Annotated in this window: 15 protein-coding genes and 1 pseudogene; 9 read left to right on the top strand and 7 right to left on the bottom strand. The window is 62.6% G+C overall.

Annotation, left to right across the window (positions count from 1 at the left end):
* Positions 1–24: 24 nt before the first annotated feature.
* Together ACQCSV_RS09615 and ACQCSV_RS09610 are read right to left on the bottom strand one after the other, a co-directional pair.
* A complete protein-coding gene (locus ACQCSV_RS09615; protein WP_354154961.1) occupies positions 25–309 on the bottom strand; it encodes a hypothetical protein in 285 nt (94 codons plus the stop codon).
* A gap of 332 nt (positions 310–641) precedes the next feature.
* Positions 642–1,502 carry a DUF4062 domain-containing protein gene (locus tag ACQCSV_RS09610; protein WP_354154960.1) on the bottom strand — a complete coding sequence of 287 codons (861 nt, stop codon included), beginning with the start codon at positions 1,500–1,502 and terminating at the stop codon, positions 642–644.
* A 1,340-nt stretch (positions 1,503–2,842) separates the two neighbouring features.
* Here ACQCSV_RS09610 and ACQCSV_RS09605 point away from each other — a divergent pair.
* Together ACQCSV_RS09605 and ACQCSV_RS09600 are read left to right on the top strand one after the other, a co-directional pair.
* Complete coding sequence (locus tag ACQCSV_RS09605; RefSeq protein WP_354154959.1) at positions 2,843–3,463, top strand: transcriptional regulator; 621 nt, start codon at positions 2,843–2,845, stop codon at positions 3,461–3,463.
* Entirely contained in the window at positions 3,460–3,636 is a 177-nt protein-coding gene (locus ACQCSV_RS09600) for a hypothetical protein (RefSeq protein WP_354154958.1), read from the top strand. The genes ACQCSV_RS09605 and ACQCSV_RS09600 overlap by 4 nt, the downstream gene beginning before the upstream one ends.
* Before the next feature lie 53 nt (positions 3,637–3,689).
* On the opposite strand, the gene ACQCSV_RS09595 is transcribed toward ACQCSV_RS09600, so the two are convergent.
* Both ACQCSV_RS09595 and ACQCSV_RS09590 read right to left on the bottom strand, forming a co-directional pair.
* Positions 3,690–4,085, bottom strand: coding sequence for a carboxypeptidase-like regulatory domain-containing protein (locus ACQCSV_RS09595; RefSeq protein ID WP_354154957.1), 396 nt, complete (start codon positions 4,083–4,085; stop codon positions 3,690–3,692).
* Positions 4,086–4,477: 392 nt separating this feature from the next.
* Positions 4,478–4,918, bottom strand: a pseudogene (locus ACQCSV_RS09590) (DNA polymerase IV); the annotation flags it as partial.
* A 236-nt stretch (positions 4,919–5,154) separates the two neighbouring features.
* Between ACQCSV_RS09590 and ACQCSV_RS09585 the strand changes: the two are divergent.
* On the top strand, positions 5,155–5,586 hold the full coding sequence (locus tag ACQCSV_RS09585) for a DUF309 domain-containing protein (RefSeq protein ID WP_354154956.1): 432 nt from the start codon (positions 5,155–5,157) through the stop codon (positions 5,584–5,586).
* Between the two features lie 123 nt (positions 5,587–5,709).
* A complete protein-coding gene (locus tag ACQCSV_RS09580; protein WP_354154955.1) occupies positions 5,710–6,528 on the top strand; it encodes a DUF1206 domain-containing protein in 819 nt (272 codons plus the stop codon).
* 162 nt (positions 6,529–6,690) lie between these two features.
* Here ACQCSV_RS09580 and ACQCSV_RS09575 read toward each other — a convergent pair whose 3' ends face one another.
* From ACQCSV_RS09575 to ACQCSV_RS09565, 3 genes are all read right to left on the bottom strand, one after another.
* Positions 6,691–7,059 carry a Fic family protein gene (locus tag ACQCSV_RS09575; protein ID WP_354154954.1) on the bottom strand — a complete coding sequence of 123 codons (369 nt, stop codon included), beginning with the start codon at positions 7,057–7,059 and terminating at the stop codon, positions 6,691–6,693.
* Positions 7,060–7,525: 466 nt separating this feature from the next.
* The gene (locus ACQCSV_RS09570) at positions 7,526–7,672 is read right to left on the bottom strand and encodes a lmo0937 family membrane protein (protein ID WP_354154953.1); all 147 of its coding nucleotides are present in this window, start codon (positions 7,670–7,672) and stop codon (positions 7,526–7,528) included.
* Between the two features lie 590 nt (positions 7,673–8,262).
* Complete coding sequence (locus ACQCSV_RS09565; protein ID WP_426938359.1) at positions 8,263–9,297, bottom strand: AAA family ATPase; 1,035 nt, start codon at positions 9,295–9,297, stop codon at positions 8,263–8,265.
* Between the two features lie 2,312 nt (positions 9,298–11,609).
* Between ACQCSV_RS09565 and ACQCSV_RS09560 the strand changes: the two genes are divergently transcribed.
* The 5 genes from ACQCSV_RS09560 to ACQCSV_RS09540 all read left to right on the top strand — a co-directional run bounded on the left by ACQCSV_RS09560 (position 11,610) and on the right by ACQCSV_RS09540 (position 15,685).
* The gene (locus tag ACQCSV_RS09560) at positions 11,610–12,395 is read left to right on the top strand and encodes an amino acid ABC transporter ATP-binding protein (RefSeq protein ID WP_185263369.1); all 786 of its coding nucleotides are present in this window, start codon (positions 11,610–11,612) and stop codon (positions 12,393–12,395) included.
* Position 12,396: 1 nt separating this feature from the next.
* Entirely contained in the window at positions 12,397–13,041 is a 645-nt protein-coding gene (locus ACQCSV_RS09555) for an amino acid ABC transporter permease (protein WP_426938358.1), read from the top strand.
* The gene (locus ACQCSV_RS09550; protein ID WP_354154951.1) at positions 13,038–13,691 is read left to right on the top strand and encodes an amino acid ABC transporter permease; all 654 of its coding nucleotides are present in this window, start codon (positions 13,038–13,040) and stop codon (positions 13,689–13,691) included. Before ACQCSV_RS09555 ends, ACQCSV_RS09550 begins: the two co-directional genes overlap by 4 nt.
* Before the next feature lie 63 nt (positions 13,692–13,754).
* Positions 13,755–14,627 (top strand): substrate-binding periplasmic protein, encoded by an 873-nt coding sequence (locus tag ACQCSV_RS09545; RefSeq protein WP_185263366.1) that lies wholly within the window; start codon positions 13,755–13,757, stop codon positions 14,625–14,627.
* Between the two features lie 152 nt (positions 14,628–14,779).
* Positions 14,780–15,685 (top strand): dihydrodipicolinate synthase family protein, encoded by a 906-nt coding sequence (locus ACQCSV_RS09540; RefSeq protein ID WP_354154950.1) that lies wholly within the window; start codon positions 14,780–14,782, stop codon positions 15,683–15,685.
* Positions 15,686–15,763 lie beyond the last annotated feature (78 nt).

Raw genomic sequence — 15,763 nt, 5'->3', positions numbered from 1 at the left:
GTGTCTACTCATTTGAGTAGATACTCAATCGCTTCCCGGGAAAAGGTGAACGCCGGGATGTGCGGCAGCCTTGGCCACGGCGTCAATGAACTCCTGCTCCGTCGCTTTCCTGTGAAATTTCCCCTCTCCGACGAACTGCGCCAGCGCAAAGGTGCTCTTCGCGGCACCATTGGTCCAGTAGATCCAGACCTCTGGCATCTCCTTGCCTTCCCCAGACGGAAAGCGCACTTCGTCAATGTCGTTGATGTTGACGATGCGCTTCGTGCCGATGCCCTTTGCCTCGTCGTATTGGTGCAGGATCAGAAACAAAGTGAGTACCTTTCAGCGGTGGGAGCGCGGGGTCTGTCGAAAATCAAGGTCGCTTCTATGACCGCTTCTCCGTTGTTGTTCTCCTGAGCGCGCCGGTAGAAGTCCTCATCGAGCGAGTCTCGGTTCGTACGAACAATGCCTACGGCAGCTCAGAGGCTGACCAGTCCGCGATCCGCCGATACGTTCTCGACATCGAACCGCTGCTTCGAAACGGGGCGACCCTCGAACTCGACGGCCGTCGACCGGTCCCAGAACTGGCGGATGAGTTTGAACGTCTAATCGCGGCGGCCGAGCACATCTGACGCCCGGTATAGGATCCATCAACGGGCGCTCTACCTTACACGGATGGACTGCACAGCTTCTCGCGAGTCCCCGTCCTCAGTCCAGCTCATATTGACCTTTGCATTGCCTGAACGGAGTGCAATCATGCTGAACTGCAGCTCGGAGTTTTTGGTCAGGTCGAACGCTGCGGGCTCCTCGAATAAGAACTGACCGTCAACTTCCTCCACAGTGACGTGGACGTCAGAAACGGTTGCCTCGCCTTTATTGCGGATGACTAAGTGATTCGCGGTCGTCCGATAGCGCGGCTTTCCCTTGTTATCGACGCCGTTCTGTTCTCTTTGGTAGTCATGGCGGGCTTCGAGAGCAGCTCCGGCAGTGCCTGCGGTCCGACTGAGTGTCGAGGACCAATTCTGCGTGTTTACATCGAAATCAATGGCGTTCGACACCTGGCTAGCCAGATTCTCAGGGCTGCTGTATTCCCCGAGAAGCCCCTCAGACTCCATGTCCTTCTTGAACTGAGCGAGTTTTGCCAGCTGATTTGGGTCAGCAGATCTGGGAATGTCCTCGGTCGAGAAGTAGACGTGGACCGGTTTGCCGGCAGCATGTGCTCGCTTTATTTCCTCAGCGGTACCCGATACAGCTTCCGGGGTCTCTGTGCCAAGCCGAGAATCGAAGAAGGCCACCACAACGTCCGCTCGACCCACGGCCTGAGCGTTGATTACTGACTGAGGGTGTCCACCCAACACCGGCACCGCGTGCTGCTCGTACAGCCATGGCACGGCGACGACGCCTTCACGTTCGCCGCGACTGACATTCCACCTACTCAGTTGGAGCTGGATCGCTGCCCGCTCGTCAGCCGTGTCGCCAGGGGACGCGATAAGGACGACTATTGCGGTAGCAGTAAAAGACATGGTGCCATTCTGGCCTACTCCTCCGTTCTTTCCCGGAACCCCATGCCGTTCTTTCGCGCCAGCGTGTGCCCGTAAGCCGGTCCCCCACCGGCGAAAGCGCCACCCAAAATTTCCGGATCACGATTTGCCGAATTTCCATGGCCGCCCGATTCCCGTATGACCCGCCCGCAAAATGCCCGGTGATGGGGGGCGGACTCCTCATCTGATACGCCCTCGTATCCACGAACGACCGCTGCGATCGCACAGGCGATCGGTATAGATCCGGTCTGGGTCCTCGCCGCACTGCTCGCCCGGGGAGGCAGAGATCGTCGGGATCTGATTGAGGGCAGAGTGGCCAGCTCACATCGCCAAAACAGCGAGGACAGCGACGCCGGATACCCAGAATCCGAATGCCGGGGTGACGGGAAAGTGATGGCGTCGGCGGCGGATTAACTGGCGGGAAGGCAGATGCAGCAAGGCTCACCAGCTCCTACAGCCCGCCCTCGAGGCCGGCCCCGCCTACCGACTGGCCAGGCTCAGCGGCCGAGTGATCAGCGCCGGATCAGTTGCCAAGTCATGCCGTTACCGTCGCATGCCTGCATGAACAGGTATCAGGGAGTCGAAATTCAGGACAGACCGCAACCCTGGACCGACCTAAATAATAGACAACAAATCATGCCGTGCGCGGCCTTAGCCACCATGAAGGGGTGAACGCGAAAACCCAACGGAAGGACGAACGAGGATGAACACCCAGCAGACACCCCACAGCACGGTACCCGGTCCGCCGTAGGCAGCCGCTCCCCCACACAACCAAATAGGTCTATCCGGGTCCCACACACCCTGAACATCAGATCAGAGGCAAGAGTGTGGACACTGTGCACGCGAAAAAGCACCAAAATGCCCTGACCTGCAAAAACACTGTGCCCGAGGTGGGACTCGAACCGGGTTCCGGCCCTTGAATTTCCGCCACTCCCCCCGATAACCTCTGCAATCCGGCCCAGTCCGCCACCAGTACGACCCAATCCGAAGCCCAGGGTGTGCACATTGTGCACACCCTCTTTTTTGCCTTGCGGAAACAACTCCAACCCGCCGGAAGCAGCGGCGGCACACGGCACTGACCGCGGAAAAATAACACGACACTAGTCGCGAGTATCGATTTGGCCGGGCCATGACTTTCGGCCACGAATCGAGGATCCAAGCACACCACCCGCCCCTTTCCATCCGCCGGCTATTTCCTTCTCTGATCATGGGACATTCGACGGCACAGGACATGACCGCCCCGACCGAATCCGAGGGCCTGCCCAACAAGGATGCTCCTGTCACCGTTCGGTGACATAATAGAGGGAGACCGCGAGGACGCCATGACATTTGAAACCAGTATCGACTCGCCCGCAACAGTCGGGGCAATCATCCGTGCCCGGCGCCGGGACCGCGGGCTGTCGCAGCAGTCTCTCGGCGAGACCGCTGGTGTGTCACGGAAATTCCTTATGGATCTCGAAGCAGGCCACGAACGCGCCGAACTCGGCAAAACCCTTGCTATCTTCGCGGCCCTTGGACTATCGCTGGAAGCCACGGACCCCATTCCCAGCGGCCGCGACCACGACCCGGCACGGCGCGACTACGCCAAGACCTTCACCCAACTGATCAGCTCGCGCGACTACGAGTTCGCCATCAAGATGCTCGCCGACTACGCCACAGCATCCCTGAAAGCCGGCAGGCCGCTACTCCAGCGCAGCCCGCGACTCAAGGACCCGCACTGGTCCGCAGCTCTGGCCGGCATCACCAACTACACCGCTCACCGGCTCTGCCAGCCCTCCCCCTCCTGGACCAGGCGCATCAAGCCCCTCGACGCAGCGTGGATGCCCGCAGAGTCCTACCGCAGCATCCGTACATCCATGAAGGAACTCACCCGCGCACAAACGCCCCCTGAACTGGCCGCCTTGAACGTCTTCATCCGCGAACGCAGCCTGGCCACCGCATGACCGGCGGCGAACTCACCACCACACAAATCCATGCACTCCTCCAGGAGCTCGGCCGGCGTCTCCAAGCCGCCGGCACCCATGCCGACATCAAACTGGTCGGCGGTGCTGCCCTCATCCTCCAGGGCATTGGCCCTACGCTCACCACGCCGCCACAGAAACTAACGTGCACGTGATCGCTCCTGGCATTGAGTGACGGCGACATCTACCAGCCCTGCGCGGATCAGGCTTAGCGAATCCCGCTGTCAACAACCAGCGTGATGTGAACGGGCCGGTCCGAGATGACCACAGGCTCGGTAGCCGTCGAAGCGTAACCGCCGACGTTGGTCGCTCTGATCACATAACGACCGTCGGGCAGCGTCAGACGGAAGGCCCCGGTGCTATCGGTTTGTGTTGAGCCCTGGACGTCATCCCCGTCCAAGGCCACCACCGTGGCCCCTGATACGGGGCGCGGTGGACACTCCAGACCAATATTTTCCACGGGGCAGACCGGGGCGGTCAGGACGAACCCGGTCACAACCCCGGAATGCCCCGTAACCGGACCGCTTTGACTGCTGCACCCGCACAACCACAGGAGTGCTGGCAATAAGGCCCAGACGGAACACTTCACTTCACTCACCAACATTCCAGCACAACATCACGATCTCTGCCCGCCACTGGCTTACGGCGGCGGTCCGTTGGCCTGCACCGGACAACGTCGCCGACAGGCGGCTCAACAAATTGATGCACACCACTGAGTATCCACCCACCGTAGCTGGGCCGGTGTCGCGTCCCGCAGGCTCGTACAACCCGCTCGCCTCAGTTGCCGACATCCACCAGGCCAATGCCAGTGTCCTTGCCATGGGACCGTCACCACCGTCATCCCCGGTGCCGTTCCACGGCGCAGGCTCGGGCAAACGCTGGCGCTGGAGCGACGTACGACGTCGGCACCGGCCTTACCACCGGCGCCCGCGACACCTACGACCGATACTTCCGCGAAGTGACTCATCCGCGCTCGTAAGGAAGGGAGCGACGCCGTCACCAACCGCCGCGCGTAGGCGTATGACCCTTTCTGGCATCGTCGGGCATTGCCATTTCGGCCCGCAGGCCCAGGAGTCGGATCGGACGGCCCGCTTCGATTCCGGCTGCGAGGTCCAAGGCCCGCGCGAGGATTTCCTCCCGGTCGAATGTCTCGGGAATCTTCCTCGCGTGGGTCTTGGTGACGAACGGTGCGTACCGAACCTTCAGGATCAGCCCCACCACGGGCCGTCCTTCGGCCACAACATCCTCAAGGACGCGCCCTGTCAACTCCCGCACGGCGTCGTCCACCTGGGCGGGCTCAGTCAGGTCCCGCTGGAAGGTGGTCTCCCGGCTATGCCCGCGGGCAACCCACGGGGTGTCATCCAAAACGCTGGCACCGTCCCCGCGTCCGAGCTCCGCGTACCAAGGACCCATCCTGGGGCCGAACTCCCGGACCAGGAGGGGCTCCGGATGCCCCGGCACGGCAACGTCAGCAAGAGCGAGGTCGATTCCGTCGCTTTGAAGAAAGTCGCGAAGTTCTTGCGCGGCGTCCCGGACTGCTGCTCCCACCACCTCAGGGTTGTCCGACCCCCGCAGAGGATCTTAGTGCGGTGACGGATGTTCGAACGGCCGGGTCATAGCATTGGCCGTATGAAGGTTGATAAGGTCCAGGGCCGCCCAGGGCGGAAACTGCAATGACTGGTGACAGGGATCGGGATGCTTCAAGGCGCCCGCGGCAGGCCCGGCCACGTGACGCTCTTGGGCGGCCGCTGCCGTACGGAAGCGCTGGCGTGGAGCCGGTCTCGGAGGAGCCGCTGCCGCCGGCGCAGACTTTGGTATCGGCCCGGAGTCTGGTGGAAGCTGGCCGGCCCTTCGCCGCCCATGAGGTACTCGAGGCCCGATGGAAAGCTGGGCCAGCCGAAGAACGCAAACTTTGGCAAGGTCTCGCCCAGATCTGCGTCGGGCTCACCCACGCCGCCCGGGGTAACAGCGTTGGCGCGCTCCGGCTTTTAGAGCGCGGTGCGGCCCGACTCGCGGAGTACGGTTCCGGCGAGGGGCCGACCTACGGGCTCGACTTGTCCGCCGTTGTGAATTGCGCACGCGATCGCATGCGCACCGGCCCCTGACCCGGCTGCGGGCCAGTTCGTCTTCGCGGGCTCAGACCGGGCCTGTTTGAGCGCGGGCTCCCGTGAGAAAATAGTGTGTTGCACAGCACCGTATTTGCGCGCGCTGGCACTGAGGATCGGAAAATGAAGAAAGAGCTGAAGGACGCCGCGGACGCGGTCGAGGAAGCATCGAACTCCCGGGCTCTCGTGATCGCCGCCAGGGCAGGTTTTGCCGTCAGCGGCGTGTTGCACGTTCTGACCGGGTCCGTCGCTATCCAGTTGGCCTCCGGCAAAGCCGGACAGGCGGACCAGGGCGGGGCCGTCGCCCAGCTCGCCGGCCAGCCCGCGGGACTGCTGCTGCTGTGGACCGGATTCGCTGCCTGTGTGGCGCTGGCGCTCTGGCAAACCGGTAACGCCGTGTTCGCCTACGGTCAGCTGGAAGCCAAGAAGAAGGTGGGGAAGAAACTTTCCGCCTCAGGCAAGGGGGTAGTGTTCGCCGTCATCGCGCTGACGTTCGCTGCCTCGGCAAGCGGAAACAGCAAGAACAGCGGACAATCCACCAGCGATTTCACGGTCTCAATCATGAAAGCACCCGGGGGTGCGTTCCTGCTGATCGCCATCGGGGCCGCGGTCGCTGTCGTCGGCATTGTCTTCGTGGTCCTCGGATGCAAGGCATCGTTCAGGAAGGATCTGCGGCTGCCGTCCTCGGGCGCCGGCCGGTCCGTTGTGACGGGGCTGGGCGTGGTCGGCTACGTAGCAGAGGGCATCGCACTGTTTCTGGTGGGACTGCTGGTCATCATTGCCACAGTCAACGCCCACCCTCAGGAGTCCACCGGCTTGGACGGCGGATTGAAGGCCCTGCGCGAGCAGCCCTACGGAGTTTATATGCTGACCGCCGTCGGCGCCGGTCTGATCTGTTACGGCCTCTACCTGATGGTGAAGGCCAAAGTCGCGCGAATGTAAGCCGCCCGCCGACGCGGCCGGCTCCAGCTCCACTGACCTGGGGCAACGGCCGGCCCGCCCGGGAGCCACCAGGAGCGCGTCAGTCAATCTCATGACCCGACCGGTACAGAATCACATGACGGCTCAGGAACCACGCAACCGGCATGCCCACGAAACCGTCGACTAGCGCCTGACGAGATTCGTGGCAATCAGCCCGGCACTGACTTCAAGTGAGACATCGCCGGCGGCCACCCCCACCACGAGATCAAATGCCGCATCAGTGGTGAAGTCGTGCCGGTAGCCGTTGATCCAGGGCATCACAACCATCGGCGTCCACGCCGTGCGTTTGTTGCCGTCGATTAGAGGATGGAACCGGCCCACCGAATCCAAGAGGGCAGCTGCCTTCATCGGCAACTGCGGATAGGCCTCCGCACCCAAGACAGTTGTTGCCGGCCGGGCCAAAGCCGAGGCAACTAGCCCAACGTCACGGATATGGAACCCGTACGGGTCAACGACCTGCAGCGCATCCTCAATCTCGAGGTACGCGGTCACGCATCCTCAAGGCGGGTCAGGAGCTCCGCGTCATGGCTCATAAGGAAATCCAGCCCCTCGCCGATGTCCCGACGGCACCGGTGGCGCTGCAGCACAAGCTCTGCACCCTCTAGCAGCAACGCAGACTTGGAGGTATGTTTCCTCGGCAGCCAGCAGGTCCAGTCGCCAGTCCAGCTCTTCGGGAACACGCAGATTCATAGCCATACATTTATGGCACCAAACCAGTACCACCGCCTCAGAGGATCCAACTAGTGGGAGAACACCTCAGCTGCGTACCGGCATCTGACGAAAGGCCGGCTACCGGAGTTACAGAAGGAGCCCGGAAAGTCCCGAGCCGGCCCTTACGCAGAGAGCCGGGACCCCTCCGGCAGCAACGATTGAAGGATATTCTCAACTGCCGAGCCTTATCCGAGAACGCGGCGGCAGATCATCTCGCCGTCCCGCATCGGCGGACCAAAGTTTCGTATTAAACGCGTGACCTGCCGCGAACGAAGTGGATGACCAAGACGACCACGGCGATGACCAACAGTATGTGAATTAACCCGCCGCCTATGTTTCCGAGCAGGCCGAGAAGCCAGAGAACTGCGATAACGATAGCTATCCAAAGCAGCATGAGAGTCTCCTTTAAATACCCCGCGAAAATCGTGTGGTGGATAACACCATATGTCAGGATCGGGTTGTTGCAAATGGCAAGACGATAAGGCTTGACACCATCCGATCGGCAGCCCGAAGCATTTATGGCACCTCGATTCACCGCGGAAGAAGACGTGCGCCCCCGCTCGCCGCCCCCGGCGCGGGGTCCTTGCAGACGAGGTTGCGAGAGCAGAAAGTGCAAGGACGCCGAAGGTGGCAACGGCTTAGAACCCCAGCCAGCCGGAACCCCATCCCCCGACGGACGGGACCTTGGCGACCAGGCCTGGGCCCGTTCCCGGTTCGGGGTCATACTGCACCCGCCAACGTCTAAGCGGTGGCCGAGGGCCACGGCGCGCACATCAGTTTCATGTTTAAGGGCAGTTCGTTGTCTGAGGAGCAGCGCGAAGCCGCGGTGGCGCTGTTTGCGACCGGTTTGGGGGTCCATGGCCGTAGCGAGCAAGCTTGGGGCGGGTAGGAAAGCTGTCCTCCGGTTGCACGACAGTGGAATAGTTGGGCTTTTCCCGCTCGGGGGCGGGACGGGCCTTCGCCTGACAGCCGCCCCAGATCCGGTCAGACCAGCCAGCGCCACCAGCGTGACCGCTCCGGTTCCGGCGTCGGTTCCGGCTCTGGCTCCTCGCCCAAGGCCAGCGCGGCCTCGACGATGTCGTCCGCGGTGAGCGTCATGACGGCCTCACGATCGAGCGCGTCGAGACTTTGTTCCTCGTCGAGCGACAGCCGCAGCGCCTGACGGTTGAGCGCCTGCTCGAACAGCGTGCGGGCGAACCGTGCGTTGCCGGAGTCCTCACCCGCGTGGAGCCCGGTGAAGATGCGGCGCAGCATCTGGTCCGCACCCGGCTCCAGCGTGTACTCGTGCTGGGCCAGCATCTGATGGAAGATCGTCTGGAGTGCGCCGACGGAGTAGTCAGGGAACGTGATCTCGCGGGCGAACCGGGAGCGCAGTCCGGGGTTCGAGAGCAAGAAGGACTCCATCAGCCGCGGGTACCCGGCCACGATCACGACCAGGCGGTGGCGGTGGTCCTCCATCCGCTTGAGCAGGACCTCGATCGCCTCGGGGCCGAAGTCCATCCGGCCGTCCTCCGGGGCCAGCGCGTAGGCCTCGTCGATGAACAGGACGCCGTCCAGCGCACGCCGGATCACCCGGTCCGTCTTGATGGCGGTCGCGCCGACGTACTGCCCCACCAGGCCCGAACGGTCGACCTCGACCAGGTGGCCTTTCTGCAGCAGACCGACCGCGCGGTACATCTCGGCCAGGAGCCGCGCCACGGTGGTCTTGCCCGTGCCCGGGTTTCCGAGGAACACCAGATGCTGTGATGTGGCCACCTCCGGCAGGCCGTGCGTCTTACGGCGGGCCTGGACCTGGAGCAGTGCGACGAGGGCCCGCACCTGTTCCTTCACCGTCTCCAGCCCGACCAGCGCGTCGAGCTCGGCCTGCACCTCGGACAGCGCCCGGGCCGGCCCGGGCCTCGCACCGATGAGGTCGCCGACCAGGTCGTCAACGCGCTCCGAACCGTGCAGCCTGAGCTGATCGGTCAGATGGCCGATGGTTTCGCGCAGGTCGTCGAGCGGATTGCGGCTGGCAGCCATGCATCCACTGTAGTACTCGATTCCGACCAGGGTGGGGTTGGCCTCACCAGGTACCCGGAGACAGCGTCTGTGACGTTGAAGCCGAGACCGTTCGCTTCCTCGCGTGAACTGTCTGACGTGCGTGATCACGTCCCCTCGATTCATCGGCGTCGGCGCCGGCGCCGGCCAGGCTAGTCGAGTGCACCCATCGGTTAGCGAAGGTGACTTGAAGACGACTCGTGTGCGTGTCCACGATTATTCGGAGTTTTGTCCACGCAGTGAACCTGAAGTGACACTGACCTGCGATAACACCGTGTCTCACTGTCTACTCCGGACCCACACACCATTCGCTCCGACGCGGCCCGGGACTCTGTCGGCCGTGCCCTGCGGGCTGCATACCCGGCCCTAGGCCAGCCAGCAGCCAACCCCAACACAGCACTGATAGGTGTGGCGATCCGCCACCCCATGCGTGGGCTGAGCGCAGGGCTTCGCGAACATCTCATCAGGCGGTCATGTCTGAACGGCGTGCGGATGGCATGGAGAGGTGACAGCGCTAGGTCGCGGAGCACAATCCTAAAGGAGCAAGGCAGCTATGAACTCCCAGCCACTGGCACGCGCGCCCGTTCCAGCCGGCGCTACTGCCTTCGACGGCACCCTCGCCGCGGCCACGACAGGCCTCCGCGCCGGTCTCCCCCGCAGATCATAGCAGAATCGTCGACGCACAACATGGATAAGTGTCATCAGAACCCGACGAGCAGCGGAAAGAACTAACGAGATGGCAAGTTGGGCAGCCGATCAAACCGTCACGAGGCGAAGCACACCGATCCTCATCCAAGTCATGTCGCATGGAACGTCCGGACGCATGAAGTGGTGCCGGCAGAACCTGCAGGAACGGACGGAATGCAAAGGGAACAATCGCCCGTGGACTCCGTGGACAATGTCCACACCCCTTGGGCCGGACAAACGGCCACATTCCCGCTCCCCCAGACTCCAAGATGGAACGAAAATAACGAAAGGATCTCAAGAAACCTCATCCAGGTCATGTCATCAGCGCAACCGCGCGACATGAATAGGCGACAGGCCCACTACGGCCGCCACATCAACCGAAAAGGAGACACAAATGCCCCCCACACCCCAGCAAACGGCGGGCATACTCGCCAGGTCCTGAGCCGGCCACTCAAATAATTTCATAGGCGCGCGCGGCGCCAGGCGCACTCCGTAACCGGTCTCACAGGGGCCAACGTAGGGTAAATGTACACACATCAGAAGCAAAAAACGCCTCTGACGTGGGAAAACGTGCCCGAGGTGGGACTCGAACTGCATTCCTACCCTTGCAAACACTGGGCTCCCGCGGAAACATACGGAATCCGGCCTAGTCCGGCAGCGGTACGGCCCAGTCCGAAGCCGAATGTGTGGACAGTGTCCACACTTCTTTTTTACCCACTTTGCTGCTCTTCCGAGCGACTGCCGCGACCCTCCGGCCGAGGCAGTTCTGTCGTTTGCGTGCGCTTATACCGTTCTGAATACGTTGTTCCAGCGCCGCGGCGTGGCCCCGCCGACGGCTGCCATCGAGTACCCCCAATACGTGGCAACTCGCAGGCTGGGAATGGAAAACGACATCGCGGCTTGTCCCTCCCTCCGAACATGCCATGCCTTAAGGAGTCGGACCACGCCTGATCAAACACGAGGAGGCCAGACGCTGAACACCATGAGCACCGGCGCCGACCGACCGCTGCCTTGCCGGTTTGCCCAAACCACCCCTGACTGACAAGTATGATCCGCCCTTGCCATCGCGGAACCCAGGACCTTGGGCGAAACCCGCGCGCAGCCAGGCGTTACCGCGACGGGGGCCGCCGTGACGAATCATTGTTATCGGCAGGTCATTATCCCTTCATGATTCGGGTGTCCAGTCCCACGTCCTGGACCGTTCGTTTTGGTTTCCGCCCCTTGCGCGGGCAACCGCCCTGCGTGGCCGTATTCAGTGGTCAGGATTACTTCTCCTGCAGGCTGACGAAAAGGAGTGCTGTCGGCTCCTCTGGGATCCTAATGGGCCTTGGAATCGTCATCTCGGGACCGGCGCGGTGTGCAGTCAGGTCGGCCGGCCAACCCGTACTGCAAATTTAAGAGAACCTCGTGGGACGCTACGCTGAGTGCTTCCAGCACGATTGTCGCTCCCTACCGGCGGAGCGCCATAGCGAGGGCCGTCGACCCGCGCGTCCTTAGTTTCGAAAACCCCTCTTCCATTGAGACCCTGTAACATGTACCATTTCACATATCACGTGACATGGCCCACATCGACCGATGGCCTTTTGGTCCCCACATGGAAGATCGCTATGACCCTTTCAGAAATTGCAGACGGCAAGCTCGCGCCCCGTACGGGCATCAAGTTAGACAACATTTCCAAGCGCTACGGCGACCACACTGTCCTCGACGACGTGTCCCTGCACGTCGAGCCGGGTACGGTCACAGCACTTATCGGCCCCTCGGGTGCCGGCAAGAGCACGTTCCTGAGGTGCATCAACCTCTTGGAGCGTCCCGATTCCGGCACCATCCAGGTTGCCGGGCACACCATCGAACCGGGCAAGGTGGTCAACAACAAGGACCTTGCCGCCCTGCGCAGCACCGTGGGCATGGTGTTCCAGTCCTTCAACCTGTTCCCGCACATGTCCGCCATGAAAAACATCAGCTTTCCGCAGCAGAAAGTACTGGGGCGCACCAAGGAAGCGGCCGACGCGCGCTCGTTGGAGCTGCTGGAACGGGTTGGCCTCAGGGAGAAGGCGAACCAACACCCGGGCAGGTGCTCCGGCGGCCAGCAACAACGCATCGCCATCGCCCGCGCCCTGGCACTTGATCCGAGCATCATGCTGTTCGATGAGCCGACGTCGGCATTGGACCCCGAGGTGGGGCTCGAGGTCCTGGCCGTCATGCGCGAACTGGCGGCCGATGGAATGACGATGATCGTGGTCACGCATGAGATGCAGTTCGCCCGGGACGTTTCCGACACGCTCGTGGTCATGGCCGATTGCAAGATCATCGAACAGGGCGACCCGGACGCCATCATGAGCGACCCGCGGGAGGCCCGGACCCGCCGCTTCCTGCGAGCTGTGCTGGAGCGCTGATATGGACGCCCTTTCAGCAGTACTCCAAGGCTTGCCCATGACCATCGCGCTGACCCTGTCGGCATTCGCCATCGGCATAGTAGGCGCCGTCCCACTGGCCGTAGGCCTGTCGTCGTCGAACATGCTTATCCGGCTGGCGTCGCGGCTCTTCGTCGACCTGGTCCGGGGCGTGCCGATCATCGTTTGGCTGTTCCTGCTGAAGTTCGGCATCCAGATCGGAACCTTCAAGTTCAACCCCGTTGCCGCAGCGATAGTCGGACTGGGTGTGGTTTCCATGGCCTATCTCGCCGAAATCTATCGTGGCGGACTCCAAGCAGTTCCGCGTGGACAGGGCGAAGCTGCCCACGCACTGGGCCTGACCCGCGGAACCACGTTCTACGGCGTGATGGTCCCCCAGGCCTTCCGGATAGTGTCGCCGCCCATCGCCACCTACCTGACCGGTCTACTCAAGGACTCCTCGATCGCCTCGACGATCATCGTTGCCGAGATGGTCTTCCAGTCCCAGTCCTTCGCCCGGCAGCACCCCACCGTCGAGGGGATCCTGCCCTACATGCTGGTGGGCATTCTCTACATCGTGCTCAGCCTGCCGGTCGCCTACCTGTCCCGCAGACTCGATTCCCGCATGAGGAAGGCTGTTTACGCATGACCTGGCTTACCGAATGGGCAGCATACCTGCCGCAGATGATGTCCGGCCTTGGCGTCAGCCTTCTGATCGCAGGGGTATCAATCGTCGCCGGCTACCCGCTGGGCCTGGTCCTCAGCGTCATGGTGAGCGCAAAGAATCTGGCCGTCCGCACCCTGGCGCTTGCCGTCGTCGAAATCGGCCGGGGGGCACCGGCATTGGTGATCCTCTACCTCTTCTACTACGGCCTGCCGAAGTTCGGCATCGCCTTCGAAAGCATCACCGCCGCGTGCCTGGCGCTGATCTGGAACTCGGCCGCTTACTCGTCCGAGATCATGCGGGCCGGCATCCAGTCTGTGGGCCGCGGACAGCTCGAGGCTTCCAGCGCCCTGGGGCTCGCCCAGCGGCACACCTTCTGGCGGGTCATCATGCCCCAAGGCATGCGCTCGGCAATCCCCGGGCTCATGGGTGTTGCCATTCAAATGTTCCAAGGAACGTCCCTGGCATACGCCATCGCAGTCCCCGAGCTGATGAAGTCCGCCTACAACATCGGCAGCCAGGACTTCAATTACCTGCAGATCTTCGCCCTCGCCGGTCTTTGCTACGCCGCCATCTCAATGCCCGCCACCTGGATCACCGTCTTCTTCGAAAAACGCATGGCCCGCCACGCCTGACCGTTTTCCCGCATCATCGTCAACGTTCCATCAGTCCCCCAACCAACCACCACGGGAGCAATCATGATCAACAATCGCATCAAGACAGCCGGACTCCTGACCGCGAGCGCACTCACACTGGGCCTCAGCCTCTCTGCCTGCGGAGGGACCTCGGATGCCAGCAATTCAGGGTGCACGCCTAAGCACACAGACATCCATACCGTCGCCCCGGGAAAGCTCACTATCGGAGTCATCGATATCCCGCCGTTCAGCAGCTATGGCTCGGGCACCCCGACAGGCATCGACATCCAGATCGTCAACAAGATCGCCACGGATGAGTGCCTGACCCCGGTGTACCAGCAGGCCACCTATGCCGACGCCGTCCAGTCCATCTCGGGCGGAAACATCGACCTCGCCCTCGGCACGATCGACGCCACCGAGAAGCGTCTCAAGGCTGTTGATTTCTCCGCCTCCACGTACCTTGACGGCATGGGCATCGTCTCCAAGTCCGGCGCCACCACAGTGACCGACCTTGAAAAGATGAACAAGGTCGGCACCATCGACGGCTACCTCTGGGTCGAGGACCTCAAGAAGATCCTGGGCGACCGCCTGGTGACGTACCCCAGCAGCGTGGAGCTGAAGGCCGATTTCGACGCCGGTCGGCTCGACGCTGACGTCGACGCCTATGGCGTGCAGGTGCTCCAGTTCAAGGATGCCCAGGGTGTGACCGTGGCCCTTTCCAACGAGAAGCCGGATCCGCGCGTCGGCGCCATCAAGAATGCCCCCGAGGCTGCCTTCCCGATCACCAAAGGCAACACAAGCCTTAAGGAAGCGCTCGACGCCGGAATTGTCGCCCAGCGCGAAGACGGAACGATCGCGAAACTACTGATCGACGCCGGCCTGTCCGAGGGGCTTGGCAAGGTCGCCGCCGAACAGTACGTGGTTCCGGCCAGCTAGCCCCGGTGCCCGATCGAATCGGAACCTGACCTCAACGAAATCCATCACCCATTTTTAGCAACCTGTGCAATGTCACATGGTAAGTTTGGCCGTGAGGTACGTCACGGCTGCAACACACGCGCCAAGCGTGCCAACCGAAAGGATCATCCATCATGACTGAAACCCGTAAGCCGTGGCATGGAGTGCTCGTCGCTACCTCACTGCCGTTCAATGACGACTTGAGTGTGGACTACGACGCCTACGCCGAGCACGTCCGATCCCTGGCAAACGCAGGCTGCCACGGTGTGGCCCCGAATGGTTCATTGGGTGAATACCAGACCCTCAGCGAAGAAGAACGCGCCCGGGTAATCACCACGGCAGTCGACGCCGCCCCCGAAGGCTTTACCGTCATGGCCGGCGTGGGCGCCTACGGTGGCCTGCAAACCCGCAAATGGGCGGAACAGGCCGCCGAAGCCGGCGCCGGCGCCCTGATGCTGCTCCCCCCGAACTCCTACCGGGCCACCGATGACGAGGTAGTGGACCACTACCGCCTCGCGGCCGCCGTCGGGCTGCCCGTCGTGGCGTACAACAACCCGATCGACACGAAGGTGGACCTGACCCCGCAGCTGATCGCCCGGTTGCACGGCGAAGGCCTGATCGTCGGCGTCAAGGAGTTCACCGGCGATGTCCGCCGCGCCTACGAGATCAAGGAACTCGCTCCCGAAGTGGACCTCCTGATCGGGACCGACGATACCGTCGTCGAAATGGGCCTGGCAGGTGCCGTGGGCTGGGTGGCGGGCTACCCGAACGCCATTCCGGAAGCCACCCTCGAGCTCTACCGGCTCTCCACCTCCGGCGATGTCGCAGACCTCGAGCGGGCCCGCGAAATCTATCGCGACCTGCACTCGCTGCTCCGCTGGGACAGCAAGACGGAGTTCGTCCAGGCCATCAAGCTGTCCATGGACGTCGTTGGCCTCCGCGGCGGCGCCTGCCGCCCGCCGCGCGGTCCGCTCACCCCGGCCGTGCGCGACGCCGTCATCCGTGACACCGAAGCAGCACTCGCCAAGGGCTACAAATAACCGACCAGCTCACCGCCAGTTCCGTAACTGCCCCTTGGGACGCCAAGGGGCAGTTACGGAGCAACAGATGGAACAAAG

This window comes from Pseudarthrobacter sp. S3, assembly GCF_050156905.1.
In the GTDB taxonomy this organism is placed as follows: Bacteria; Actinomycetota; Actinomycetes; order Actinomycetales; family Micrococcaceae; genus Arthrobacter.
The sequence above is the reverse complement of the archived record's forward strand: the minus strand, read 5'-3'. Positions and strand labels throughout refer to the sequence as shown.